Origin of the sequence: Roseixanthobacter liquoris, assembly GCF_043195135.2 — a bacterium.
In the GTDB taxonomy this organism is placed as follows: Bacteria; Pseudomonadota; Alphaproteobacteria; order Rhizobiales; family Xanthobacteraceae; genus NCEH01.
The window spans coordinates 3,215,753-3,239,838 of sequence record NZ_CM195537.1; the positions used below are offsets into that span (position 1 = coordinate 3,215,753).

Below are 24,086 nucleotides of genomic sequence, written 5' to 3' on the forward strand. Positions count from 1 at the left end.
CGCGGCCTCAGCCCAGAAACCACCAGGCGCCGCCCAGCAACATCGCTTCCCCCGCCAGAACCCCCAGCAGGATCGAGCGCCGGCAGGCGAAGAAGACGGCGACCGCGATCCCGACACTCGCAAGGCGCAACGCCAGCGGCATCTCCGCCAGCGCACCCGCGGGCACGAAGATCAGCCGGCCCACCACCGCCGCCAGAAGCGCGGTCGCCACCGCCTTGACCCATCGGAACAATTCGCTGCCCGCCTCGACCTTGCGGCCGGCCACGATGGCCAGGGCCCGCCAGATCTCGGTCGGCAGGAAGCCGACGAGGATCACCACAAGGATCGCCGCCGCTTCCCCGGAAATCATGCTCATGCGCGCCTCCGCAGGATGCGCCCGACGAGATAGGCCGCCGTTCCCCCGCCGATGCCGCTGATCATGAGGTCCGCGCCGCCGGACAGCCCGGCCACGAACGGCACGCTCAGCAGGCCGGCGGCGAGCGCGAGCCAATCCATCAGATCCCGGCCGGCATTGCGGATCATCATCAGCGAGAATGACACCGGCGTCAGGAACAGCAGTCCCGCCGCGAGCGCCGGCGGCAATTCGCCCGCAAGAAAGAAGCCCACCGCCGTGCCGGCAAGGCTGATGGCGAGCAGCGCATTGCCGAGCCCGAGCGCAAAGGCGACGCGGCCCTCCCCCGGAACCTTGGGCAGCAGGCGCAGCCCCTCCACCCAGAAGGTCATGGCCACATAATGGGAGCACAGCAGCTCCGCCCAGAAACTGCGCCTCTGCCCGCGCAGGAAGGGCGCGATGGCGACCGTCATGGGCAGCAGCCGCAGGGAGGACAGGCCGATGGCGAGGGCGAGCGCCGGCAATGCGGTTCCCGCGCCGATCCCGCCCGCCAGAATCACCTGCGCGGGAAGCGCCCAGATCAGCAGCGTGGAGAGCAGGCCGGCGAAGAACGGGAAGCCGACCCCGTGAAGCAGGCCGCCCAATCCGACATAGCCGGCGAACAGAACCACGCCGGGCACGGAGAGCGCGTGTCGCGCGCCGCGACCGGCCCAGCCGAGGGGCGTTAAATTCTCACAGCTTTCGCGTTCGGGCGCAGGGGGTGGCAAATCGGCCGGGGCGGAGACGGGGGGCGGCACGGGCGGCTTCTTGTCCGTTCTGGAGTGCGTTCCGAGCAAATTAGCATCACATGCCGGGGCGGCGTCTGCATCCTTTGCAGAGCTCCCGAAATCGCCATGCGGGAGCCCCGCCGGCGCCGGGCCGCTCGTGCGGATGCCTTTCGCCTCCAGCCGTTAGGGCATAGAAGGAATGGCGTCTTCTCCAGCTTTCCAGCGAGTCCCGTGCGCGTCGTTCCCTTTCCCTATGCCGATCCGGTGGCGCTGTTCGAGACCTTCGCGGGCGAGCCTTTCGCGGCCCTGCTCCACAGCGGCGCGCGCGATGGCGAACGCGGGCGCTATTCCTATATCGCCGCCGATCCGTTCCTGCGCATCGCCGCCGAAGAACACGGTGTTCGGATCGACGGGGCCGCGCTCGCGGTTGATCCCTTCACCGCGCTTGAGCGCGCGCTTGCCCGCTTCACCCTGGCGCCGGGCGAAAGCCCCGTGCCCTTCGCCACCGGCGCTGTGGGATTTCTCTCCTACGAACTCGGCCGCCACCTGGAACGGCTTGCGCCGCCGAAGCCGAGCCCCGCTCCGTTTCCCGAAATGCTCGTCGGGCTCTACGACACGGTGCTCGCCTTCGATCACCAGGAGACGGCGGCCTATGTGCTTTCGAGCGGGCTCCCTGAGGCGGAGGGACAGGCGCGCGAGGCACGCGCGCAGGCACGGGCCGAGCGTCTGCTCGCCCGCCTCGCCCGCGCCTCGCTCCAGCGCCGCCCGGCGGACTGGACCGCGCGCGGCGCCTGGACCCCGGTGCAGCCACGCACGAAAGTGGAAGCCGGCATCGCCCGCGTGATCGAATATATCCGCGCCGGCGATATCTTTCAGGCCAACCTCACCCAGGCGATGCTGGCGGAGCGTCCCGCCGCCCTCACCGATTACGACCTCTATCTGCGCCTGCTGGAGCTGAGCCCGGCGCCCTTTTCCGCCTTACTCACCGGGGACGGCACACACGCGGTCATCAGCGCCTCACCGGAACGCTTCCTCCATGTCACCTGCGAGGGTGCGGTGGAGACCCGCCCCATCAAGGGCACGCGGCCGCGCGATCCCGACCCCGCCCAGGACGCGGCGAACGCCGCCGCCCTGCTGGCGAGCCCGAAGGACCGGGCGGAAAACCTGATGATCGTCGATCTCATGCGCAACGACCTTGGCCGGGTCTCGCGCATCGGCAGCGTCGGCGTGCCGGTGCTGCACGGGCTGGAGACCTTTGCCTCGGTCCATCATCTGGTATCGGTGGTGGAAAGCCGGCTGCGCCCCGGCATCCGCCCCGTGGACGTGCTGCGGGCCTGCTTCCCCGGCGGCTCCATCACCGGCGCCCCGAAGATCCGGGCCATGGAGATCATCCACGAACTGGAGCCGGTGCCGCGCGGCATCTATTGCGGCACCATCGGCTGGATCGGCTTCGACGGGGCGATGGACACCTCGATCGTCATCCGCACGTTGGCACGATCGGGTGAAACACTGATCGCCCAGGCCGGCGGCGGCATCGTCGCGGATTCCGTGCCGGCGGACGAATATGAGGAAAGCATGGTGAAGATCGCGCCTTTGCTGCAGGCGGTTTCGGGAGCGCCCACATGATCCTGTGGCTGAACGGCACGCTGATGGAGCATGGCGCGGCGCATATCGCGCCCGATGACCGCGGCTTCACTCTGGGCGACGGCCTGTTCGAAACCATGCGCGCCAAGGGTGGCGCGCTGTGGCATCCCCATGCCCATCTCGCGCGGCTCGCCGCCGGCGCGCGCCTTCTGGGCCTGCCGCTGCCGCAGGTGGATTTCAAGGCGGCGGCGCTCGCGGTCCTGGAAGCGAATCGGCTTTCCGACGGGGTGGTTCGCATCACGCTGAGCCGAGGGTCGGGTCAGCGCGGCGTGCTGCCGCCGGCCGACCCCCGGCCAACGGTTCTGATCACCGCCGCGCCCGCCCCGCCGCCCGCGCCCCCCGCCCGTCTCGTCATCGCCCGTGTCACACGGCGCAACGAGCTGTCGCCGCTGCACGCCGTGAAAACTCTGAACTATCTGGACAATATTCTCGCCCGCCAGGAAGCCGCCGCGCGCGGTGCGGACGATGCCCTGTTGCTGAATACGCGCGGACGGGTGGCGGAAAGCACCATCGCGAACCTGTTCGTGGTGATCGGCAACATGCTGCTGACGCCGCCCGTCTGCGAAGGCGCCCTGCCCGGCATCATGCGCGCCGAGGTGCTGCGCGAGCACGGCAGCGAAGTGAACCTGACCGAAGAGGATTTGGCCCAGGCGCAGGAAATCTTCCTCACCAGTAGCCTCGGCATCCGCTCCGTGTCCCATCTGGAGGGGCGGGCCCTCCCCGAAGCCACGCCGGTCGCCCGGGCCCTGCGCGCCAGCCTCGGCCTGTGAAAGCCCGGCCCGCGCAGGACGCGGAATAGACAAACGGTCGGCAAAAACAAAACGGGCGGCCACTGGCCGCCCGTTTCGCATTCCTGTCACCTCACGGCTCATGCCTTGACGAGGGGAACCTTCGGCACATGGCTGCCGCGCCGCGGGCCCGAACCCGTGGTACCGCCGCCCCCACCGCCGCCGGAACGCGGCGTCTTGGGGGGCGCCTTGGGACCGCCCTTCGCCCCCCCGGACCGGGAGGGACCCGGCTTGGCCGCGGCCGCTTCCGTCTTGCGGCGCGGGGCGCGCTTGACCGGCGCGGGGACGATCTTGTCCGGCTTCGGCGTCACGGGACCGTCCGGGAACTCGAAGCCGAGCTTCGAGTCCTTTCCGGTGCCCTGCACCACCACGAGCACATGCCCGCCACCCTTGAGCCGGCCGAACAGAACCTCGTCGGCCAGCGGCGTCTTGATATATTCCTGGATCACCCGCGCCATGGGCCGGGCGCCCATCTGCTCGTCATAGCCGCGTTCCACCAGCCAGGCGGTCGCCTCGTCGGACAGTTCGATGGTGACGTTGCGATCCGCAAGCTGGGCCTCCAGCTGAAGGACGAACTTCTCCACCACCTGCCCGATCACCTCGTGCGGCAGGTGCGCGAAGGTCACCACCGCGTCGAGACGATTGCGGAATTCCGGCGCGAAGGTGCGGTTGATGGCCTCAATGTCGTCGCCCGAACGCTTGGTCCGGGTGAAGCCATAGGCCTCCTTCGACAGGTCCGCCGCACCCGCATTGCTGGTCATGATCAGGATCACGTTGCGGAAATCCACGGTCTTGCCGTTGTGGTCCGTGAGCTTCCCGTGGTCCATGACCTGGAGCAGGATGTTGAACAGGTCCGGATGGGCCTTCTCGATCTCGTCCAGCAGCAGCACGCAATGCGGGGTCTGGTCGACGCCGTCGGTCAAAAGGCCGCCTTGGTCGAAGCCGACATAGCCCGGAGGCGCGCCGATCAGCCGCGAGACCGTGTGACGCTCCATATATTCCGACATGTCGAAGCGCAGCAGGTTCACCCCGAGAATGGAGGCGAGCTGCTTGGCGACTTCCGTCTTGCCGACGCCGGTGGGGCCGGAGAACAGATAGGAACCGATGGGCTTCTCCGGTTCGCGCAGGCCGGCACGCGCCAGCTTGATCGACGCCGAGAGCGCCTCGATGGCCTTGTTCTGGCCATAGACCACCCGCTTGAGCGTGCTTTCCAGGTGGGCGAGCACTTCCGCGTCGTCCTTGGAGACGGTCTTGGGCGGGATGCGGGCCATGGTCGCGATGGTGGCCTCGATCTCCTTCAAGCCGATGGTCTTCTTGCGCCGGCTCTCGGGCATCAGCATCTGCGCCGCGCCGCTCTCGTCGATCACGTCGATCGCCTTGTCGGGCAGCTTGCGGTCATGAATGTAGCGCGCGGACAGCTCCACCGCGGCCTTGATGGCCTCGTTGGTGTAGCGCAACTTGTGGTAGTCCTCGAAATAAGGCTTGAGGCCCTTCAGGATCTCGATGGTGTCAGGCACGGTGGGCTCGGCCACGTCGATCTTCTGGAACCGGCGCACCAGGGCGCGGTCCTTTTCGAAATACTGGCGATATTCCTTGTAGGTGGTCGAGCCCATGCACCGCAGCGTGCCGGAGGCGAGCGCCGGCTTCAGCAGGTTGGACGCATCCATGGCCCCGCCCGAGGTCGCACCCGCGCCGATGACGGTGTGGATCTCGTCGATGAACATGATGGCGTTGGGATAGGCCTCGATCTCCTTCACCACCTGCTTCAACCGCTCCTCGAAATCCCCGCGATAGCGGGTGCCGGCGAGGAGCGCGCCCATGTCGAGCGAGAAGATGGTGGCGGTGGCGAGCACTTCCGGGACGTCGCCATTGATGATGCGCCGCGCAAGGCCCTCGGCGATGGCGGTCTTGCCGACGCCGGGATCGCCCACGAACAGCGGATTGTTCTTCTGCCGGCGGCAGAGAACCTGGATCGTGCGCTGGATTTCCTTGTCGCGGCCGATGAGGGGATCGATCTTTCCCTCATGCGCCTTCTTGTTGAGGTTGACGCAATAAGCGTCGAGGGCATCAGCCTTTTTCTTGGTGTCGTCTCCGGATTTCGTCTCGGTCTCCTCTTCAGCGCCGCGCACCGGCCGGCTCTCCGAAAGGCCGGCACGCTTCGCGATGCCGTGGGAAATATAATTGACCGCATCGTACCGCGTCATGTCCTGCTCCTGCAGGAAATAGGCGGCATGGCTCTCGCGTTCGGCGAAGATGGCGACGAGCACATTGGCGCCCGTCACTTCCTCGCGCCCCGACGACTGGACATGGATGACGGCGCGCTGAATGACGCGCTGGAAGCCGGCGGTGGGCTTGGAATCGTCGCCGGCGGCCTGAATCAAATTCTCAAGTTCACTGTCGACATATTCGATGAGATTGCGGCGCAGCTTGTCGAGATCGACATTGCAAGCCCGCATGACGGCGGCGGCGTCCTGATCGTCGACCAAAGACAGCAGCAAATGCTCGAGCGTCGCGTATTCATGGTGGCGCTCATTGGCAAGGGCGAGCGCCCGGTGAAGCGATTGTTCGAGGCTGCGTGAGAAAGTTGGCATCTAGACCTCTATCTCGTGCGCCATCCGAAACCCGGAACGTCCGTCGGCCCCGTTTGCGCACGCGCTCCTTCAAACTTTGTACCGGCTCTCAGATTACGCAAGAGCCTTGCCTGAACATCTCCATCACCAATTTGAGACGCTGACCGACGCAAATGCACCTATTTTTTTTCCATCACACATTGGAGAGGATGTTGGTGTTTGCGGGCGAAGTCCATCACCTGCGTCACTTTTGTCTCGGCGACCTCGTAGGTGAACACGCCGCACTCGCCGACACCGTTCTGGTGGACGTGCATCATGATGGTGTTCGCCTCCTCGCGCCCCTTGTTGAAGAAGCGCTCGAGGACGTGGACCACGAATTCCATGGGGGTGTAGTCGTCGTTCAGCAGCAGGACGCGATAGAGGCTGGGCCGCTTGGTCTGCGTCTTGGTGCGGGTGATGACGGCCGTGCCGGGATTGTCGCTACCGCTGCGGCGCGGCGGTTCGCCTGCGGCCATGGGCAGCGCATACGCCGGACGCCCCAGGCGCGACGGGAAACGGGAAAAGGCGGGGCGGGAAGAGGGCTGCATCATTTCATCGGCATCCGTGCCAGGTTTTGACGGGCCGCGCGGATGCGGTCGGGCGTCGGGCACGTGCCAGATAATAGGAACGGGGGCCCGGCAATGCCAGACCACCGTTGATCATAGGCTTCAAAATGACGCCGCGCGGCGCACTTTGGAAAGCCACGCGAAAGGCTCCCGTGGGAGCCTGAGCGTGTCGTGTACGATCACTGCACCTTGGAGAAGGCGCTCTCGTACGGCTTGTAGGCTTCCTTGGCGAGGTCCTTGTACAGCTCGCCGAGCTTGGTGGTTTCCGCCACCAGGCCTTCGTACGCGGTCTTCAGGTAGGACTGCTGGATCTCGACGGCCTGTTCGAGCGTCTTGGCGCTCATCAGCCTCTCGAGAGTTGCAGTGCCGAGCTCGAACGAGCTCTTGGTGTAGTCGGCGATTTCAAGGGCGATCGCCTGGGCGCTCTTGGAGAAGGTGCCGAAGCTCTTCATGGCGAGTTCGACGTTTTCCTTACCGAGCTTCTGAAAGTCTTCGATATTCTGGGCCATGGGTGTCCTCATTGCGTTTGTTAAGGCTGCCACTCATTCAGTGCGGTGCGGTGGGCCATTCGGAGCCGCCCCAGTTGCATTAAGATGCATTGCAACAAAGCCGTCAACAAAATTGTGCAGTGCACCATGTCTCATTTTGGCTTGGTTTACGGCTTGGTAACCGCGGGTTTTTAGGCTGTAGCCAGTCATTCCCCGGTTCATGGACCCGAGCCTGCCTGAATTTTCGTGCATGCGCACGAGATTGAGACGCTCCACTCCAGGCCGACCCTTTCCTGGACTGACCCACGGGACACGGTTTCATGCGTATTGCGATCGCGAACGGCTCCTTCTCCGCCAAGCTCGTCGCGGCGGCTCTTGCCGCGGTGATGGTGATGGCCAGCGCCAGCGGCGCGGATGCAAAGCCGCGCAAGCAGAAGAGCGCGCAGACGCAGTCCCAGTCCAAGAAGGCCAAGGCGACGGTCGACCGCTCCGACGAGAATACCGGCCCCGGCTGGAAAACGGGAAGCTCCGCGATCATCGTCGATGGCAACACCGGCAAGGTGCTCTACGAGGATAATGCCGACGCCCTACGGCATCCCGCCTCGGTCACCAAGGTGATGACGCTTTATCTGCTGTTCGAGCAGCTGGAAGCCGGGCGGCTGAAGCTCGACAGCGAAATGGTGGTCTCCGCCCGCGCCGCCGCCCAGTCGCCCTCCAAGCTGAACGTGCGCGCGGGCTCGACCATCGATGTCGAAGACGCGATCAAGGCGATCGTCACGCGCTCGGCCAACGACGTCGCCGTGGTGATCGCGGAAACCGTCGGCGGGACCGAGGAAAGATTCGCCGACATGATGACCCGCAAGGCCCATGCCCTCGGCATGTCGCGCACCAATTTCGAGAACGCCAACGGCCTGCCCAATCCGCGCCAGGTGACCACCGCCCGCGACCTCTCCGTGCTCGGCCGCGCGATCCAGGAGCGCTTCCCCCGCCAGTACAAATATTTCGCCACCCGCTCCTTCACCTACAAGGGCGAGACGATCGGCAACCACAATCGCCTGCTGGGCCGCATCGATGGCGTGGATGGGATCAAGACCGGATACACCCGCGCTTCCGGCTTCAATCTCCTCACCTCGGTCCATCGCGACGACCGCTACATCATCGGTGTCGTGCTGGGCGGCAGCAGCGCGTCGTCCCGCGATGCACGCATGGCGAGCCTGATCGCCAATAATTACAACCGGGCCTATGCTGGCGCCCGTGTCGCACCGAAGGTGACCGAGACCGCCTCCAACGACGAGGATGCGACCCCGGCCGCGGTGGCTGCGGCGCGTCCCGCCGCCCCGTCCTATCCCATCGCCCCGCTGCCGGCGCCCCAGCGCCTGGCCTACGCCGCGCCCGATCCGGTCGTGACGGCGAGCATCCCCGCGCGCGGCCCGGCGCCCGGCTCTGCCGAGCCCATCAAGCCGGTTGCGGTGAAGACGGTTTCCATCCAGCGCCCGGTCGCGGCGCCGGTGCCCGCGCCGACCTTCTCCTCCGGCAACGGCACGCTGGGCTTCATCGGCTCCAACGGTTCGCCGGTCGCCGCCGCCGACGTCCCGGCCCAGCAGGCCGCCCAGCTTCAGGCTCCGCAGGTCCAGACCGTCTCGGCCCCCGCGCCTCAGGTTCACGCCGCGCCCATCGCCATGGCGGCGCCCAGCCAGCCCGCAAAGCCGATCCGCACCGCATCCGCCGGCCCTGTCGCCCTGCCCGCGTCCTCGTTCGAATCCCAGGCCCGCCCCGCCGAGGCCGCCCCCCGCGCGTCCGGCGAGACCGCCACGCAGCCCCGCCATTCGGGCTGGGGGATTCAGATCGGCGCCTTCGGTGCCGAGAAGGAAGCGCGGGCCAAGCTCGATGTCGCCCAGGCGAAAGCCAAGAGCGTTCTGGGCCAAGCCGATGGATTTACGGAGAAAGTCTCGAAGGGTTCGACCGATCTTTACCGTGCTCGCTTTGCCGGACTCGATGAAAAGGGCGCAAAGGAAGCCTGCCGTTTACTGCAACGCAATGATTTCGCCTGCATGATTTTCCGCAATTGATGTAGTGCGTTTGGAGAGAATCAGCGATGTTTGTTGAGAATGACATCTTTCGCTTGATTCACCCTCGCAGCAAGATAACTGGATCCGCCATGATCGGGGTGGAGCTTTTTCATCAAGGCGCGATGCGCGGTGCGAACCGCAGTTTCGCCCGCCCCAGGTTCAAGCCCAAGTATTTGATGGGCCTCCTCTTCCGTCATCGCGCTATTGCGCGCACTCATATTGTTTCCATTCCCGCTCCTGCCACTCGCATTAGTCTGCGAGTCTTCACGCCATGCGGGCGCCCGGCGGTCGAGATAAGCTTCGATTAGTGCCAGCGACTGGGCATCGAGCGCGCCGCGCATCGCCACAAGCTCGGAAACCGCGAGATCGTCCAGCGCCGCACCTGCGCGCGGACCGGCGATGACACGCCCGGTGAGGATGCCGGTGTCGTGGTTCAGCTCCATTTCGAATACGGGCGAAGACACGCGGGAAACCCGCGGCGTCCGCTGGCCGCCGAACCGGCCCTGGCCGAACAATCCGGACAGCCAACCGCCGATCCCGCCGCCGTTCACCTGCGCCAGCAGCCCGGCGCCCAGCATCGCGAGCGGAACCGCCGCCGCGAAGCGCCCCGTGACCAGTGAGACCGCCGCGCCGGCGAGCATCAGATAGCCCGCGATTTTGTAAAGCGCGGTCGCGAGTGCCCTGGGCGAGGCTTTGGTCCATAGCTTCAGCGCATAAAGGCCGAGCAGCAGCAGAAGCGCCCCCGCGATCAAAGTCACCACACGCGCTCTCCCTTGAATGTCATGTCAGGGCCGGACTCCAGGTCACCGGCCCATGGCCGAGAGCAGCCGCACCGCCCCCGCCTCCCGCCCCGCCAGAAGGGCTTGCCGGCCACCGGCCGCATAGGCCGCCACCGCCCGCAGCAGGGCACGCAATTCCTCATCCGCGCCGGGGCGGAAGCGGCACCAGGCACCGGAGGTCAGGCGCGCGAGTTCCTTGAACACCGCTTCTACCTGCCGGTCGTCGCCTTCCTGGAACAGGAACAGGCGCACGCCCAGCACCGCGAGTTCCCCCGCCTTGGCGGCGAGGGCGTCGGGATTTTCCTCCACCGCGTCGCCCACGAACACCGCCGCCTTCAGCCCGGAGCGCTGCGCCTCATTGGCGAGGTGCCCGAGCACGCGCGAAATCTGCGTCTGGCCGCCCTGACAGGTGATGGCGCCCATCAAAGCGCCGAGCCGCGCCGGATCGGACACCCAGGCGGACGCCCGGCACTCGGAGTGGCCGCGATAATAGATCAGCTGAACATCCAGCCCGCCCAGATCTGCGGCGGCGGAAAACAGGTCACCCTGGATGCGGCAGGCGAGATCCCAGGTGGGCTGGCGCGAGAAGGTGGCGTCGAGGGCGAAAGCGAGCCGGCCGCGCTGCCCCGCGCCCCGTGTCGGCCCGAGTTCGCGCGCCGCGGCAAGGAAGGCCGCAAGCTCGGCCTCGCTGGCGGACCCTGCGGGCGTCAGGGGCTTCTTGGGTCCGCTCATGGGGCGATAGTCCCGTGCATGGGGCCGGGGCGGCAAGGCGGAAGGGAATCCTGATCCATCCTTAGCAAAATAGGCGTTCTGGCGCCGGGCACCAGGGGGCGCGAAACCATGGCCGCAGCGCCGCGCTGCGCGGTTGACCCGGAGGTTTCTGGCGCTAGGGTCTGCGCCGCAAAAAGAAGGCGGGCGGTTTGCCCGGCGGGAGAGACACGATGGCGGGCAAGCCCGAAGTGGTGGAAACGGTTGACGCTCTGCGGGCCCAGGTGGCCGCATGGCGGGCAGCGGGGGAGAAGGTCGCTCTGGTGCCGACCATGGGCGCCCTGCACGAGGGGCACATCGCCCTGGTGCGCCAGGCCAAGACCCTGGCGCGGCGGACTGTGGTCTCGATCTTCGTCAACCCGACCCAGTTCGCGCCCAACGAGGATTTCTCCCGCTATCCGCGCACGTTCGAGAATGACGTCGCCCTGCTGGCGGCGGAAGACGTGGACGTGGTCTATGCCCCCACGGCCGCCGACATGTATCCGCAGGGATTCGCGACCCATTTCGCCATGGGGGGCCCGGCTCTGGGGCTCGAGACCGATTTTCGCACGCACTTCTTCGCTGGTGTCGCGATCGTGGTGAGCAAGCTGCTGATCCGCACCGGGCCGGACTTCGCCATGTTCGGCGAGAAGGATTATCAGCAACTGAAGGTCGTCACGCGCCTCGCCGCCGATCTCGACCTGCCGGTGCAAATCGTGCCCGGCGCCACGGTGCGCGAGCATGACGGGCTCGCCCTGTCGTCGCGCAATCGCTATCTGTCCCCCGAGGAACGCGCGATCGCGCCGGTGATCCAGCAGGCGCTGAAGGATGCCGCCGTCACGATCCGGGCCGGCACGCCCGCCGATGCCGCAGCCACCGCCGCAGCCGATCGCATCGCCGCCGCCGGACTGAAGGTGGATTATGTGGCCGCCCGCCACGCCGAGAGCCTCGCACCGCTGACCGGCGCGGACGAACCGGTCCGGCTGCTCGCGGCCGCATGGCTCGGCAAGACGCGCCTCATAGACAACATCGGCGTTTGACGCCTCACGCATTCCACCGGCAGGAGCCGCGCGCATGCCTCGCTATTTCTTCCACACCCAGTTCGGCGCGGACACGCTGACGGACACGGACGGGGTTGTTCTGCGCGATCCCGATGCCGCATGGGAAAGGGCGCACAGCCTCGCGGCCTCGCTCCTGGCGACGCAGGCGGGCGATGCGCGCCTGCTCGCCGCGATCATCGCGGTGCAGGACGAGGCGGGGGAGATCGTGCTGGAATTCCCGGTCTCGGAGGCCGTTCGGCCGGAACGGCACTAAGGTTGCGGCCGGATGCGCGCGGGGCTTTCCCGCCGTCGTCCCGATCGTTAGCGTAGTCGCAGTCTCTGGTTTGTGCGTCGTGCCGCCAACCTGGCAAAGGCAAGGGTTCGATGAAGGATGCGCTTGTAGTTCTGGGCATGCACCGCGGCGGCACGTCATCGCTCGCGGGGACGCTGGTGCATCTCGGCGCGGCGCCGCCGAAGACGCTGATGCCGCCGACAGAACACAATGTCCTTGGTTATTTTGAATCGACCCGGATCGTCGACCTCAATCAGGCCATTCTCAAATCCGGCGGTTCGGACTGGAACGACTGGCGGGCGTTCAATCCGCGGTGGAAGGACAGCGCGGTCGCCCAAGCGTTTTCCGAATCCGCCCGGCAAACGCTGGAGGATGAGTTTGGCGGCGCGCCGCTGATCATGCTCAAGGATCCTCGCATCAGCCGGCTGGTGCCGTTCTGGTTCGAGGAATTGAGGGCGAGCGGCTATACGCCCCATGCCCTCTTGCCGGTCCGCAACCCGCTCGAGGTTGCGCTTTCGCTGCGCGCGCGCGACCGGCTGCCCGTTGCCCACGGCCTGCTCACATGGCTGCGCCACGCCCTGGATGCGGAACACGCGTCCCGCGCGACCCCGCGCGACGTGATCTCATGGCGGACGTTTCTTTCCGACTGGCGCGGTACGCTGGAAACCACGGGTACCCGGCTTCATCTTGCCTGGCCCCGCTGGTCCGATTTCTCCGCCATTGAAATCGATGGCTTCCTCTCGGACACCCTGCGCCACCAGCGCATTGACGATCCCAATTGGCGCACGCGGCCCGAAATTCATGAATGGGTCCGCCTCACCTATGACGCGCTTGAGGAACTGAGCCGCACCCCAAGCTCCAACAGCGCCCTGGAGACGCTGGACCAGGTGCGGATCGAATTCGATCGCGCCTGCACCATCTACGGACCCGCACTCGCCTTCTTGCAGGACCGCCTGGAACGGGCCGATGCACGGGTCGGGCAACTCGATCTCCATGTCGAGCACCTCGGCAGCACGGCTGAGGCGTCCGGGCGCGAGAGGGATGACCTGCGCGCCCGGATCGGCGAACTCGAGGCCGAGATTTTCGCCCTCTCGAAGGACCGCGACGCGATCCGGGCCCATGTGGAGAATCTGCAAGCGGCCCTCGATCTGGCGGAAAGCCGCCCCGCCGCCTCGGAGGCCGAAGGCGCCGCACTGGCGCTTGAGGTGGAGCGGCTGACGGCCGCGCTTCAAGCGACGCAGGAGAGCCTCGCCGCCGCCGAGGCCGCGCGGGAAAGCGCCGCACGACAGGCGGAAGAGGCGCGCCTTGCCCGGGAAGCCGAGGCCCAGCAGGCTCAGGAAGCGCGCGCCTTGCAGGCCGAAGCCGAGTTGAAAGCGGCGCGCGCCGAAGTGGAAGCCGCGCAGTCGTCCTTCTGGATGGAAGAGATCGCGGCCCTCACCAAGGATCGCGACGCCGTTCACGCCCACGCTCTCAACCTCGAGACGACGGTGAAGTCGTTGGAAGCCGAGGTTTCCGCGGTGCGGAGCGAGCTGGCGCACACCGTTGCCGATCGCGACGCGGCCCGTGCCCAGGCCCTTGATGTCGAACGTCTCTTCGAGGAAGCGCGGCGGCAGAATGAGGACGCCATCAAGGCCGCCACCTATGAAGCGGAACTCTCCGAGCTGCGCGCCGCGTTCGAGGCGAAATCCGTTCAGGAAGAAGCCTTCAAGGAAGAGGCGCGGGTCCTGCGCGACGAAATTCAAGGCCTTCTTAGCGGTGTGGATGCGCTCAGGATCGATCGGGAGGCCGCGCACGCCGATTCGCGGCGCCTGGAAGCCGAAGTGTCCGAACTCCGCGCCGTGCTCGCCGCGAAGTCGCTTGGCGAAGCCGAACAGATGCGCCTGCGCGACGAAGCCTCGCTCTTGCACGAGGAAGTGGCCGCGCTGACGGCGGATCGCGATGCCGTGCATGCCCATTCGCTGCGGATGGAGCGCGGGCTCAGCACCGCGCGCTCGGAATTCATAAACCTTGAACGCCAGACCGCTGCCCTTCAGGCCGAGCTTGAGCGCGTGCTGGCGCTTCGCGCCGCGAGCCGGCGGCGCGCGTGCAAGCTGCTGGGTTCCAAGCTCGCGAGATGGCTCGTCCCAGACGTGACGCCCAGCAATCCGCCCCAAGGCGACGCCTGAGACACCTCTCATCCCCAGCCCAGAGGGAGCCCCCATGCCCAATGCCCCGATCCTCCGCCAGCAGATCAAGGCCGCCCGTGCGCTGCTCGGTTGGACCAAAAGCGATCTTGAACGCACAAGCGGGGTTCCGGCGCCCACGATCAAGGCCATCGAGAGCGGCGGCCTGAACGATCAGCCCGAGGCATTGGAGCGCATGCGCGCGGCGCTCGACGCTGCGGGTGTGGACTTCATCGAGGCGGGTGTGCGGCTGCGCCCCACCGGCGAGGGCCTGCGCGCGGACCAGCTCAACGCTTCGAACGACGATTAACCCGTTCTTCGCCGGCCAGGGCTAGAAAGCCCGCGCTTGTCGGCGGCCCGCTATGGTCTATCCTTAAAAACGGGCCGCGCGCGCATCAAGACCGCACCGCCTTCATCCTGGAGGCGGAGCCCGGGTTTGGGAGACAGAAATGCTGAAGCAGCCGCGGGAACAGTTCATCGAAGGCCTCGGCGTCATCGAGACCACCCAGACCGACAATATCCTGCGGTGGGATGGCGACATGGTTTATGTCGAATATGACGTTTACCACAACGGCCAGATGGTTCACTCAAAGTATAAAAAGCGCGTGACGCGTGAAGTCGCCACCGCTTTGCTTGCCGTGCTCACCGAAAAATCCGCCTCGAACTGAACGAGGATCCAACAGATATGGCGCGGCACGACGTTCCGGTGCCGCGCACCCACCCTTCGCCGCTGCAGACGCGCAGCTGCAGACGCGCAGATGCAGCGCGCACCGGCCGCGCGTTCAGGTCTTGATCTGGATCTGCTTCACCTGCTCGAAATGACGCTCGAGCATGGGCAGGGTGCGAGCGGCATATTCCTTCAGGGCGGTCTGATCGCCATCCTTGGCGAAGCTGGCGAAGATGCCGACCGCGGCATCGTGCGCGCTGGTCTGCAACTGGACGAACAGCGTGTCGAAATCCGCGCCGGTCGCGGCCTTGAGCTGCTCGATCTTGGCCTCGTGCTTGGGATCGAGGGTGGAAGGCACAACGATCTGCCCATCGGCCTTGGCCGCGGCCGCCTTTAGCTCCGCCAATGCGTGCGTGTGATCCGCCACCAGGCGGGTGGCCAAGATCTTGATCTGGGGATTCTCGCTCTTTTCCAGCGCGAGGCGGCCGGCCTCGATCTCGAACCGGTCGGCAATCCCCGCCGCCTCGACGAATTTCGGTCCGGACAGGGTGCCGGCCAATTGCGCGTGGGCGAGTACGGGCGCGAGCAGCCCGGCGAAACAGGCGAGGATGAGGGTCGTGATGCGGGGCATGGGCGCCTCCTTGCGTTACGGAAGAAACCTTCCGCGACGCCGGCGGTTCCCCCACGCTCCGCCGTCCCTATGCGGGATCCTTCACGAAGGTCAGCGCGAAACCGTCATAGCCTTTGCTGCCCACGGTCTGGATCGCCGTCGAGGTGAGGCGCGGATCGGCGGCCACGAGGTCGAACAGGCGGCGCACGCCCTGGACGCGCGGGTCCGCGCTGGCCGCATCCGCCACAGCGCCGTCGCGGATCACATTGTCCCACACGATGAGCGTGCCGGGTCGCGACAGACGGAGCGCCCAGGCGAGATAGTCGGGATTGCTCGGCTTGTCGGCATCCACGAAAATCAGGTCGAATGGTCCGACCCCATCGGCCTCGACGCCCGGCAGGGTATCGAGCGCACGACCGACCCGCAGGTCGATCCGCTGCGACAGGCCGGCGCGGTGGAAATTCCCTTGCGCCACCTTGGCATAATCGCCGTCGGCCTCCAGCGTCACCAGCTTGCCGTCGGCCGGCAGGGTGCGGGCGAGCCAGATGGTGCTGTAGCCGCCCAGCGTGCCGATTTCGAGAATGCGCCGGGCGTTCACCATGCGTGCGAACAGGGCCAGCATCTGCCCTTGGGCGGGGGAGACATTGATCGCGGGAAGGCCCGCCGCCGTGCTCGCCTCCAATACCGCATCGAGCAGCGGATCGGCGGGCACGAGGGTGTCGACGATGTAATCGTCAACCCGCGTCCAACGCTGCTGGCTGAGATCCGCTTCGCTCATGTGATGCTCCCGATCCGTCCGCGCTTCGTGAAACACGAGGCCGGCCTCAATCCTCGTCGCTCTCCCGCGCCGCGCGGATGGAGAGCACCGCGTAAGCCACCACGAGCCCGAGTTCGAACAGCGTGAGGATCAGCAGGCGCCCCATGCCGGCGGGCGCCCAGGCGCCGAGAACCACCTGGCTCAGCGTCGCCAGCAGCCACAGCACCACCGCCCAGCCGGCGCCGAGCCACAGGCCGACCCCGGCGATCGGGTCGATGATCGCCGCCCATATGATCGCCGCCTGGACCGACGGTGGCAGGCTCTCGAAGGAATTGGCGGCACCATCGCCGATGCCGCAGATGATCGCCCAATGATAGACGCCCTCCGCGAGCAGGAAGAGCGCCACCGCCCGCAGGAAGAACACCAGCCGCCGACGCCAGGGCGTAAGGCGCTCCAGATGGGCGCGGGCACTGGCGTCGATGGGATCGTAATGGGTCATGCAGGGTCCGGCGTGAGCGTCAGTTCATGATCGATGGGCGCGAAATGGCCGGCGATCACGGCTGGATCGATGTCTTCCAGCCGCGTCGGTTCCCAGCGCGGGGCATTGTCCTTGTCCACGATCACCGCGCGCACACCTTCGTAGAAATCGTGGCCGCGCGCCACCCGGTTCACGACCCGATATTCGGCGACGAGGCATTCCCCAAGGTCGAGGGAGGGCCCGCGCCGCATCTGCTCCATGGCCAGCGCAACGCTGGTCGGGCACTTGGCGCGCACCGTGGCCGCGCTCTCGCGCGCGAAGGCCGCATCCTCGTCGGTGCCGGCGCCGATCTCGTCCAGCCGCCCGAGGATCGCCCACACGTCCGGCCGGCCAAACGCATCGGCGATCACGGCCTTGTGCCGGTCGAGGGGCGCGGGGCCGGGATCGCGCGCATGGGCCGCGAGGGTCGCCGCGACGTCGCCGCCCGCGACCAGCGCCTCCTCCAGCGCCGGAAAGCCGGCCGACGGCACGAAATGCGTGGCGAGCCCGGCGGACAGCGCATCCGCCGCCTTGATGCGCGCCCCGGTCAAGGCGAGGTACACGCCCTTCGCATCGGGCAGGCGCGGCAGCACATGTGTGCCGCCCACGTCGGGAAACAGGCCGATGGCCACTTCCGGCATGGCGAACAGATAGCGTTCCCCCGCCACGCGATAGGGGCCGTGGGCCGAAAGGCCGAACCCGCCGCCCATGCAGATGCCGTCGATCAGCGCCACATAGGGCTTGGGATAGGTGCCGATATAATGATTGAGCTGGTATTCCTCGAACCAGAAGCGCAGCGCATCGTCCACCTGCCCGACGCGGCCATGCTCATAGATGGCGCGGATGTCGCCGCCGGCGCAGAAGGCCTTCTCGCCGGCCGCCTTGATGATGACGCGCGTCACGCCCGGGTCTTGCGCCCAGGCCTTCATCTGGGGGTGGATCGCGCGCACCATGGTGAGGTTCAGCGCATTGAGGGCCTTCGGGCGGTTCAGGGTGATGACGCCGGCTTCCCCCCGGCGCTCCAGCAGGACGTCTGGCTCGGTGCTCACGGCGGCTCCTTAGGAGAGATGATGCGGGCGCGCGCCCGCCGGATCAGGCTGCGGGAGGGTTAGACGGCGCGCTCGCGTGCGTCAACGGAGCGGATGGCGCGCAAGCGGGACGGCAGCGCGTCACCCCGCCGCTCGCCATCGTCTCGCCCTCGCGCGGATCTAGGCTTATAAGACATGCCTTGCGGCCCGAAGGCCCGCCGCACCATTGCGAGTGCCCGTCCATGTCCTCTCCCGTTGCCCGCTTCCCCTCCGCCCTGCCCGCCGGTCCGGGCGCCGAAAGCCTCGATCTCGTGCAGCGTCCGCGACGCAACCGCAAATCGGGCTGGGCGCGGCGGCTGGTGCGGGAAAACACGCTCACCGTCGATGATCTGATCTGGCCGGTGTTCGTGGTGGAAGGCACGGCGACGCGCGCGCCCATCGCCTCCATGCCGGGCGTGGACCGCCTGTCGGTGGACGAGATCGTGCGGGCGGCCGAGAGCGCCGCCAGGCTGGGCATTCCTGCCATCGCCCTGTTTCCCTATACCGAGCCCACCTTGCGTGATCCCACCGGCAGCGAGGCGCTGAACGAGCAGAATCTGGTGTGCCGCGCCCTGCGCGCCATCAAGGCCGAGGTGCCGGACATCGGCCTCATCACGGACGTGGCGCTGGATCCCTACACCAGCCACGGCCATGACGGCCTGCTGGAGGGCGAGCGCATCCTGAACGACGAGACGGTCGCCGTCCTGGTGCACCAGGCGATCGTACAGGCCCAGGCGGGCGCCGACGTGATCGCCCCATCGGACATGATGGACGGGCGCGTGGGCGCCATCCGCGCGGGACTGGACAAGGCCGGCTTCGAGGACGTGCAGATCATGTCCTACGCCGCGAAATATGCCTCGGCCTTCTACGGCCCGTTCCGCGACGCCATCGGCACCGCGAAAACCCTCACCGGCGACAAGCGCACCTATCAGATGGACCCCGCCAATGGTGCCGAGGCGCTGCGGGAAGCCGCGCTCGACGTGGACGAGGGCGCGGACATGCTCATGGTGAAGCCCGGGCTGCCGTATCTCGACATCGTCTACCGCTTGAAGGAAGCGTTCGGCCTGCCGACCTTCGCCTATCAGGTGTCCGGCGAATACGCGATGATCGAGGGCGCGATCCGCAATGGCTGGCTCGACGGCGAGCGCGTGGTCGAGGAAAGCCTGATGGCGTTCAAGCGCGCAGGCGCGGACGGCATCCTCACCTATTTCGCCCCGCGCATGGCGGAGCGCCTCGCCGCCGGCCGCTGAACCGGGCCGTGCGCGCACAAGCTTCCGCCGCGACGGGAGGCGCTGCCCTGGAAGGCTGAGCCATACCCGCCTTGGCGTCGCCGCGCGCAATCGGCTGGCGCGGCTCTCGGCGGATGACAATTCCGAGCTTTGGGCGCATTGCCTGCGCTCCGTTTGCCCGCTCCCGAGGACTGCCCATGCGCGTCGACGCGCTTTCCACCGATCTTCCGCCCCTCCCCGTCACCCTGGCAGATCTCCTGGCGGCGCGAAGCATCGTGGAAGCCGCGGTGGTGCGGACCCCGACCCTGCGGGCCCCGCGCCTCTCCGCGCTCACCGGCGCGGATGTGTGGGTGAAGTACGAGACCTTCCAGACGACCGCCTCGTTCAAGGAACGCGGCGCGGTGGTGAAGCTCGCCCGCCTTACGCCCGAGGAAGCGCGGCGCGGCGTCATCGCCATGTCCGCGGGCAACCATGCCCAGGCGGTGGCCTATCACGGCACGCGGCTCGGCATCTCCACCACCATCGTGATGCCCGAGAGCACGCCCCATGTGAAGGTGGCCGCCACCGAGGCGTTCGGCGCGCGCGTGGTGTTGCACGGCGAGGGCGTGGGCGATGCCGAGCAGGAAGCCCTGCGCATCGCGGCGGAGGAAGGCCGCGTGTTCGTCCATCCGTATGAGGACAAGGACGTGATCGCCGGTCAGGGCTCCATCGGCCTCGAGATGATCGAGGACGGGCCGAAGTTCGATGCGCTGATCATTCCGGTCGGCGGCGGCGGTTTGATCGCCGGCGTGGCGCTCGCCGTGAAGGGCCTTTCGCCGGACACCGAAGTGGTGGGCGTGGAAGCGGCGCTCTATCCCGCCATGTGGTCCGCCCTGAACGGCCACGCGCGCCCCTGCGGCGGCCCCACCCTCGCCGAGGGCATCGCGGTGCGCAATGTCGGACAGATGACCACGCAGATCATCCGCGATCTCGTCGCGGAGATCGTTCTGGTCGAGGAAACCACACTGGAACAGGCGGTCAACGCATTGCTGACCCACCAGAAGGTGCTCGCGGAAGGCGCCGGCGCGGCCGGCCTCGCCGCCATGCTGGCGCAGCCGGAGCGCTTCAAGGGCAAGACCGTGGGCCTGATGCTGTCCGGCGGCAATATCGACCCGCGGGTGTTGGCCAGCATCCTTGTGCGCGAGCTGGAGCGCGAGCACCGCATCGTCTCGTTCCGCCTCACCATATTGGACCGACCCGGCATGCTCGGCATGATCACCACGCGGCTGGGCCAGCTCGGCGCCAACATCCTGGAAGTGCACCACCGCCGCACGTTCCTGGACGTGCCGGCCAAGGGCACGCGGCTCGACCTGACGGTGGAAACCCGCGATGCGCTGCATGCGGAAAAAATCCAGCGCGCGCTGGAGGCCGAGGGCCTGCCGGTGGAGCGGCTCGCTGCCGGCGGCACCGAGTGGTGAGCAACCGCGCCTGAACGCGGCGCGCGCTCGACGAACCACGCGCTGTTGCCCCTCGCCCGCGCCACGCCGCCCATCACGGCGCCTCGGCGGCCCCGGCCGGCCGGCGATTGTCGTTGGCGCCGTAGAGGGTGCCGGGTCGCGGCTTCCAGAGCCGCAGCGTATCCGCGCCGAAGGCCGGCTGCTGCGCCGGGGCGGGTCCCGCGTCCAGGAATTGGATCGCCTCCACCGCGCTCCAGGGACGCTGCACCACGACCTTGTGGCCCTTTTCCGCGAGCAGGCGGATGGTGTCGGGGGAGAGGGCATAGGGTTCGGCGAACAACACGTCCGGTAGCCATTGATGGTGAATGCGCGGCGCATCCACCGCTTCCTGAAGCGTCATGCCGTGGTCGATCACATTCACCAGCGTCTGCACCACGGAGGAAATGATCCGCGATCCCCCCGGCGAGCCGAGGACGAGAAAGGGCTTGCCCTCGTGCACCACGATGGTCGGGCTCATGGAGCTGAGCGGCCGCTTGCCCGGCGCGATCACGTTGCGCGCGCCCTGGACGAGGCCGAACGCATTCGCCGTGCCCGGCTTCGTGGTGAAATCGTCCATGGTGTCGTTCAGGAACACTCCGGTGCCCGGCGCCATCACCCGCGCGCCGAAATAGGCGTTCAGGGAATAGGTCACAGCGACCGTATTCCCAGCCGCATCGGCCACCGAATAATGGGTCGTCTCGGTGCCTTCATGGGGCGCGGAGGAGGAATCGTCCAAGGTGGAAGGGGCCGCCCGCTCGGGATCGATGCGCGCCCGGATCGCCACCGCATAATCCTTGGACAGCAGTCGCTCCAAGGGATTGGTTCCGAACGCGGGATCGATGAGCGCGGAATTGCGGTCGATGAAGGCCTGCCGCATCGCCTCGGCCATGACATGCACCGTTTCCGCGCCGCCCGCACCGGACGAGGACAGCGCATAGCCCTCCAGGATGTTCAGGATTTCGCAGATCGCCACGCCCCCCGCGCTGGAGGGCGCTGCGGTGAGAATCTCGTAGCCGCGATAGGTACAGCGCAACGGCTCCCCCACACGCACCGCATACCGGGCGAAATCCTGCGCGCTCAGCAGGCCTCCGCCCGCCGCGCTGGCGGCAACGATCCGCTGGGCGCTGTCGCCCTGGTAGAAGGCGGCGGGACCACCGGCCGCGATCGCCGCGAGGGTCGAGGCAAGATCATGCTGCACCAGCCGGTCGCCGGCCTTGAGCGCCGCTCCGTCCTTGAGGAAGATTTCCGCAAGCGTGGGGTCGGCGCGGAAATCCTCCGTTCCTGTGGCGAGGATCGCCGCGTCGCCTGAGGACAGCACATAGCCTTCCCGCGCCAAGGCAATGGCCGGCGCCATCACCTGGGGACGCGACATGGTGCCGAAGCGCTCCAGCGCGGTATCGAGGCCCAGCACGGAACCCGGCACGGCCACGGCGCGCCAGCCCTTCAGGCTGGCACCGGGGACCAGATTGCCCGCGCCATCCAGGAACATGCCGGCACTGGCGTTTCCCGGCGCCGCTTCGCGGAAATCGATGAAGGTCGCGGTGCCATCGGCGCGCCGCACCACCATGTAGCCGCCGCCGCCGAGATTGCCGCAGCAGGGATGCACCACCGCCAGCACGTAGCCGACAGCCACCGCCGCATCCACCGCATTTCCGCCGCGCCGCAGGATGTCCGCGCCCACCTTGGCGGCGATGGCCTGCTCGCTCACCACCATGCCGCCCTGCCCCTCGACCGGACGGGGGGAGATGGCGAGGGCTTTGCCGGCCGGGCCGAGAAGGAGAAGCGCGAGCAAGGCGGCACGGCCGGCGGCGGCAAAAACATCCATGGGCAATCCGGTCCTGAGATAAGATCACGCGTGCCCCGCCCTTGTCCGATGCCACATGGGCGACGGCATGGCGGCACGAGCGGGTTTGCCACAATCCGCGGCAAGCATCCAACGCGCGACCTGCAACCGGACGCGCCACAGCCGGCGTGTGGCGCAGCCGGCAAGCCGCGCTCCGCCGGCCCGGTTCTTGCGCCCCAAGGTGAGGCGCACCACTTTAATGCGCATGGAGCGAAATGAGATGACATACACGCCCGGCGACAGCCGTCCCTATTCGGATTCCGCGCGTCCACATGCCTTCGACCCGGTCACCCAGCCGGAATATTTCGAGGGCGTGCTTTCGCGTCGCCTCGTGGCCTTCGCCGTGGACGCGACGATGATCATCGGCCCGATCGTGCTGCTGGCCGTCTTCATCTTCGTGTTCGGCATCTTCACCTTGAGCCTCGGATGGATGCTGTTTCCCCTGCTGGGGCCGGCATTCGTCATCTGGGCCATCTGCTACAATGCGCTGACCCTCGGCTCGCCCGCCTCGGCCACGCTCGGCATGCGGCTGATGGAGCTGGAAATGCGCACCTGGTACGGCGCGCCGGCCTATGCCGTGCTGGGCGGCGTGCATGCGGTCGCGTTCTGGGTTTCGGTGAGCGTGTTCACCCCGTTCGTTCTGTTGGTGGCGCTGTTCAATGATCGCCGCCGGCTGCTGCACGATTTTCTTGTGGGTGCGGTGGTGGTGAATACCGAATCGCGCGCCGCCCTGCTGCGCCGCAGCTAAATTTCGCAAGGCAGGGCGCGCAAATTCTTTTGACCGACTCGACCCTGGGAGCGATGCTCACAAAATTCGAGGCCTGAGTGTCGTGACCGAGCATCCGCGTGACACACCCCAATTTTATCTGACCGCACCCTCGCCCTGCCCCTATCTGCCGGGCAAGGAGGAGCGGAAGGTGTTCACGCACCTTGTGGGCGAGCGCGCGACCACGCTCAACGACGTGCTCACCCAGGGCGGATTCCGTCGCAGCCAGTCGATCGCCTATCGCCCGGCGTGCGAGGGGTGCCGCGCTTGCGTTTCCGTGCGCATCTGCGTGGACGAGTTCAAGGAAGGCCGCAGCTTCCGCCGCGTGCGCGCCGCCAATGCCGACATCGGCGGGACCCTGCGGGAGACCGTGCCCACCTCCGAGCAATATGCGCTGTTCCGCTCCTATGTGAGCACCCGCCACGGCTCGGGCGGCATGGCCGACATGAGCGTGCTGGACTATGCCATGATGGTGGAGGACACCCATGTGCAGTCCCGCCTCGTGGAATATCGCAAGCTTGGTCCGGACACGCGCATCAACGGGCGGGGCATCGGCGATCTGTTCGCGGTGGCGCTGACCGATGTGCTCAGCGACGGGCTGTCCATGGTCTATTCCTTCTACAACCCCAATATCCCCGACCGCTCGCTCGGCACGTTCCTCATTCTCGATCACATCGCCAAGGCGCGGGCGATGGGCCTGCCCTATGTCTATCTCGGCTATTGGGTGAACGGCTCGCGCAAGATGGACTACAAGCGCCGCTTCCTGCCGCAGGAGCGGCTTTCCCCGCAGGGCTGGGAGCGGGTCGAAGCTTGAACCTCCGCAAGCCTGCGCCGGCTATCTTGCAAACCCGCGTGGAAAGCCGCAAACGGCTT

Annotated in this window: 24 protein-coding genes; 12 read left to right on the plus strand and 12 right to left on the minus strand. The window is 67.1% G+C overall.

Annotated features, from left to right (window positions below; translation table 11 throughout):
- Window positions 1-7: 7 nt before the first annotated feature.
- Both V5F84_RS14505 and V5F84_RS14510 read right to left on the minus strand, forming a co-directional pair.
- A complete protein-coding gene (locus V5F84_RS14505; RefSeq protein ID WP_394046237.1) occupies window positions 8-355 on the minus strand; it encodes an AzlD domain-containing protein in 348 nt (115 codons plus the stop codon).
- Window positions 352-1,011: an AzlC family ABC transporter permease gene (locus V5F84_RS14510; protein ID WP_394046239.1), complete on the minus strand. Its 660-nt coding sequence runs from the start codon at window positions 1,009-1,011 to the stop codon at window positions 352-354. Before V5F84_RS14510 ends, V5F84_RS14505 begins: the two co-directional genes overlap by 4 nt.
- A 318-nt stretch (window positions 1,012-1,329) precedes the next feature.
- On the opposite strand from V5F84_RS14510, the gene pabB reads away from it, so the two are divergent.
- Window positions 1,330-2,724, plus strand: coding sequence for an aminodeoxychorismate synthase component I (gene pabB / locus V5F84_RS14515; RefSeq protein WP_394046241.1), 1,395 nt, complete (start codon window positions 1,330-1,332; stop codon window positions 2,722-2,724).
- A complete protein-coding gene (locus V5F84_RS14520) occupies window positions 2,721-3,512 on the plus strand; it encodes an aminotransferase class IV (protein ID WP_394046243.1) in 792 nt (263 codons plus the stop codon). Before pabB ends, V5F84_RS14520 begins: the two co-directional genes overlap by 4 nt.
- A 98-nt stretch (window positions 3,513-3,610) precedes the next feature.
- On the opposite strand, the gene clpA is transcribed toward V5F84_RS14520, so the two are convergent.
- The 3 genes from clpA to V5F84_RS14535 all read right to left on the minus strand — a co-directional run bounded on the left by clpA (window position 3,611) and on the right by V5F84_RS14535 (window position 7,214).
- A complete protein-coding gene (clpA, locus tag V5F84_RS14525; RefSeq protein WP_394046245.1) occupies window positions 3,611-6,121 on the minus strand; it encodes an ATP-dependent Clp protease ATP-binding subunit ClpA in 2,511 nt (836 codons plus the stop codon).
- Window positions 6,122-6,279: 158 nt separating this feature from the next.
- On the minus strand, window positions 6,280-6,615 hold the full coding sequence (clpS, locus tag V5F84_RS14530; RefSeq protein ID WP_394046315.1) for an ATP-dependent Clp protease adapter ClpS: 336 nt from the start codon (window positions 6,613-6,615) through the stop codon (window positions 6,280-6,282).
- Window positions 6,616-6,884: 269 nt separating this feature from the next.
- Complete coding sequence (locus V5F84_RS14535) at window positions 6,885-7,214, minus strand: phasin family protein (RefSeq protein ID WP_394046247.1); 330 nt, start codon at window positions 7,212-7,214, stop codon at window positions 6,885-6,887.
- Window positions 7,215-7,513: 299 nt separating this feature from the next.
- On the opposite strand from V5F84_RS14535, the gene V5F84_RS14540 reads away from it, so the two are divergent.
- Complete coding sequence (locus V5F84_RS14540; protein WP_394046249.1) at window positions 7,514-9,262, plus strand: serine hydrolase; 1,749 nt, start codon at window positions 7,514-7,516, stop codon at window positions 9,260-9,262.
- 20 nt (window positions 9,263-9,282) lie between these two features.
- On the opposite strand, the gene V5F84_RS14545 is transcribed toward V5F84_RS14540, so the two are convergent.
- Together V5F84_RS14545 and V5F84_RS14550 are read right to left on the minus strand one after the other, a co-directional pair.
- Window positions 9,283-10,023, minus strand: a complete 741-nt coding sequence (locus V5F84_RS14545) for a J domain-containing protein (RefSeq protein WP_394046251.1) — start codon at window positions 10,021-10,023, stop codon at window positions 9,283-9,285.
- A 42-nt stretch (window positions 10,024-10,065) separates the two neighbouring features.
- Entirely contained in the window at window positions 10,066-10,773 is a 708-nt protein-coding gene (locus V5F84_RS14550) for a VWA domain-containing protein (RefSeq protein WP_394046253.1), read from the minus strand.
- A 209-nt stretch (window positions 10,774-10,982) separates the two neighbouring features.
- On the opposite strand from V5F84_RS14550, the gene panC reads away from it, so the two are divergent.
- The 5 genes from panC to V5F84_RS14575 all read left to right on the plus strand — a co-directional run bounded on the left by panC (window position 10,983) and on the right by V5F84_RS14575 (window position 14,950).
- Window positions 10,983-11,828, plus strand: a complete 846-nt coding sequence (panC, locus tag V5F84_RS14555) for a pantoate--beta-alanine ligase (protein WP_394046255.1) — start codon at window positions 10,983-10,985, stop codon at window positions 11,826-11,828.
- 34 nt (window positions 11,829-11,862) lie between these two features.
- A complete protein-coding gene (locus V5F84_RS14560; protein ID WP_394046257.1) occupies window positions 11,863-12,102 on the plus strand; it encodes a DUF6894 family protein in 240 nt (79 codons plus the stop codon).
- Window positions 12,103-12,212: 110 nt separating this feature from the next.
- A complete protein-coding gene (locus V5F84_RS14565; protein WP_394046259.1) occupies window positions 12,213-14,285 on the plus strand; it encodes a hypothetical protein in 2,073 nt (690 codons plus the stop codon).
- A 34-nt stretch (window positions 14,286-14,319) separates the two neighbouring features.
- The gene (locus V5F84_RS14570; RefSeq protein ID WP_394046261.1) at window positions 14,320-14,592 is read left to right on the plus strand and encodes a helix-turn-helix domain-containing protein; all 273 of its coding nucleotides are present in this window, start codon (window positions 14,320-14,322) and stop codon (window positions 14,590-14,592) included.
- A 139-nt stretch (window positions 14,593-14,731) separates the two neighbouring features.
- Window positions 14,732-14,950 carry a hypothetical protein gene (locus V5F84_RS14575; protein WP_394046263.1) on the plus strand — a complete coding sequence of 73 codons (219 nt, stop codon included), beginning with the start codon at window positions 14,732-14,734 and terminating at the stop codon, window positions 14,948-14,950.
- A gap of 114 nt (window positions 14,951-15,064) precedes the next feature.
- On the opposite strand, the gene V5F84_RS14580 is transcribed toward V5F84_RS14575, so the two are convergent.
- From V5F84_RS14580 to V5F84_RS14595, 4 genes are all read right to left on the minus strand, one after another.
- Complete coding sequence (locus V5F84_RS14580; protein WP_394046265.1) at window positions 15,065-15,580, minus strand: DUF4142 domain-containing protein; 516 nt, start codon at window positions 15,578-15,580, stop codon at window positions 15,065-15,067.
- Between the two features lie 67 nt (window positions 15,581-15,647).
- Complete coding sequence (locus V5F84_RS14585) at window positions 15,648-16,337, minus strand: O-methyltransferase (protein WP_394046267.1); 690 nt, start codon at window positions 16,335-16,337, stop codon at window positions 15,648-15,650.
- Between the two features lie 46 nt (window positions 16,338-16,383).
- Window positions 16,384-16,815, minus strand: coding sequence for a DUF6163 family protein (locus tag V5F84_RS14590; protein WP_394046269.1), 432 nt, complete (start codon window positions 16,813-16,815; stop codon window positions 16,384-16,386).
- Entirely contained in the window at window positions 16,812-17,882 is a 1,071-nt protein-coding gene (locus V5F84_RS14595) for an enoyl-CoA hydratase/isomerase family protein (RefSeq protein ID WP_394046271.1), read from the minus strand. The genes V5F84_RS14590 and V5F84_RS14595 overlap by 4 nt, the downstream gene beginning before the upstream one ends.
- Before the next feature lie 221 nt (window positions 17,883-18,103).
- On the opposite strand from V5F84_RS14595, the gene hemB reads away from it, so the two are divergent.
- Complete coding sequence (gene hemB, locus V5F84_RS14600; protein ID WP_394046273.1) at window positions 18,104-19,150, plus strand: porphobilinogen synthase; 1,047 nt, start codon at window positions 18,104-18,106, stop codon at window positions 19,148-19,150.
- A 176-nt stretch (window positions 19,151-19,326) separates the two neighbouring features.
- The gene (locus tag V5F84_RS14605) at window positions 19,327-20,586 is read left to right on the plus strand and encodes a threonine ammonia-lyase (RefSeq protein WP_394046275.1); all 1,260 of its coding nucleotides are present in this window, start codon (window positions 19,327-19,329) and stop codon (window positions 20,584-20,586) included.
- 73 nt (window positions 20,587-20,659) lie between these two features.
- On the opposite strand, the gene ggt is transcribed toward V5F84_RS14605, so the two are convergent.
- Entirely contained in the window at window positions 20,660-22,429 is a 1,770-nt protein-coding gene (gene ggt, locus V5F84_RS14610; RefSeq protein ID WP_394046277.1) for a gamma-glutamyltransferase, read from the minus strand.
- 238 nt (window positions 22,430-22,667) lie between these two features.
- Here ggt and V5F84_RS14615 point away from each other — a divergent pair, with 238 nt between their 5' ends.
- Together V5F84_RS14615 and V5F84_RS14620 are read left to right on the plus strand one after the other, a co-directional pair.
- Window positions 22,668-23,195, plus strand: coding sequence for an RDD family protein (locus V5F84_RS14615; protein ID WP_394046279.1), 528 nt, complete (start codon window positions 22,668-22,670; stop codon window positions 23,193-23,195).
- Window positions 23,196-23,277: 82 nt separating this feature from the next.
- Window positions 23,278-24,027: an arginyltransferase gene (locus V5F84_RS14620; protein WP_394046281.1), complete on the plus strand. Its 750-nt coding sequence runs from the start codon at window positions 23,278-23,280 to the stop codon at window positions 24,025-24,027.
- The last annotated feature ends 59 nt before the right edge of the window (window positions 24,028-24,086 follow it).

Coding starts and splice junctions, on each gene's coding strand:
- V5F84_RS14570 (WP_394046261.1), top strand. CDS start 14,320: ATGCCCAATGCCCCGATCCTCCGCCAGCAGATCAAGGCCGCCCGTGCG.
- ggt (WP_394046277.1), bottom strand. CDS start 22,429: ATGGATGTTTTTGCCGCCGCCGGCCGTGCCGCCTTGCTCGCGCTTCTC.
- V5F84_RS14615 (WP_394046279.1), top strand. CDS start 22,668: ATGACATACACGCCCGGCGACAGCCGTCCCTATTCGGATTCCGCGCGT.
- V5F84_RS14575 (WP_394046263.1), top strand. CDS start 14,732: ATGCTGAAGCAGCCGCGGGAACAGTTCATCGAAGGCCTCGGCGTCATC.
- panC (WP_394046255.1), top strand. CDS start 10,983: ATGGCGGGCAAGCCCGAAGTGGTGGAAACGGTTGACGCTCTGCGGGCC.
- V5F84_RS14520 (WP_394046243.1), top strand. CDS start 2,721: ATGATCCTGTGGCTGAACGGCACGCTGATGGAGCATGGCGCGGCGCAT.
- V5F84_RS14560 (WP_394046257.1), top strand. CDS start 11,863: ATGCCTCGCTATTTCTTCCACACCCAGTTCGGCGCGGACACGCTGACG.
- V5F84_RS14505 (WP_394046237.1), bottom strand. CDS start 355: ATGAGCATGATTTCCGGGGAAGCGGCGGCGATCCTTGTGGTGATCCTC.
- V5F84_RS14605 (WP_394046275.1), top strand. CDS start 19,327: ATGCGCGTCGACGCGCTTTCCACCGATCTTCCGCCCCTCCCCGTCACC.
- V5F84_RS14540 (WP_394046249.1), top strand. CDS start 7,514: ATGCGTATTGCGATCGCGAACGGCTCCTTCTCCGCCAAGCTCGTCGCG.
- V5F84_RS14535 (WP_394046247.1), bottom strand. CDS start 7,214: ATGGCCCAGAATATCGAAGACTTTCAGAAGCTCGGTAAGGAAAACGTC.
- V5F84_RS14590 (WP_394046269.1), bottom strand. CDS start 16,815: ATGACCCATTACGATCCCATCGACGCCAGTGCCCGCGCCCATCTGGAG.
- clpS (WP_394046315.1), bottom strand. CDS start 6,615: ATGGCCGCAGGCGAACCGCCGCGCCGCAGCGGTAGCGACAATCCCGGC.
- V5F84_RS14565 (WP_394046259.1), top strand. CDS start 12,213: ATGAAGGATGCGCTTGTAGTTCTGGGCATGCACCGCGGCGGCACGTCA.
- V5F84_RS14585 (WP_394046267.1), bottom strand. CDS start 16,337: ATGAGCGAAGCGGATCTCAGCCAGCAGCGTTGGACGCGGGTTGACGAT.
- V5F84_RS14550 (WP_394046253.1), bottom strand. CDS start 10,773: ATGAGCGGACCCAAGAAGCCCCTGACGCCCGCAGGGTCCGCCAGCGAG.
- V5F84_RS14580 (WP_394046265.1), bottom strand. CDS start 15,580: ATGCCCCGCATCACGACCCTCATCCTCGCCTGTTTCGCCGGGCTGCTC.
- hemB (WP_394046273.1), top strand. CDS start 18,104: ATGTCCTCTCCCGTTGCCCGCTTCCCCTCCGCCCTGCCCGCCGGTCCG.
- clpA (WP_394046245.1), bottom strand. CDS start 6,121: ATGCCAACTTTCTCACGCAGCCTCGAACAATCGCTTCACCGGGCGCTC.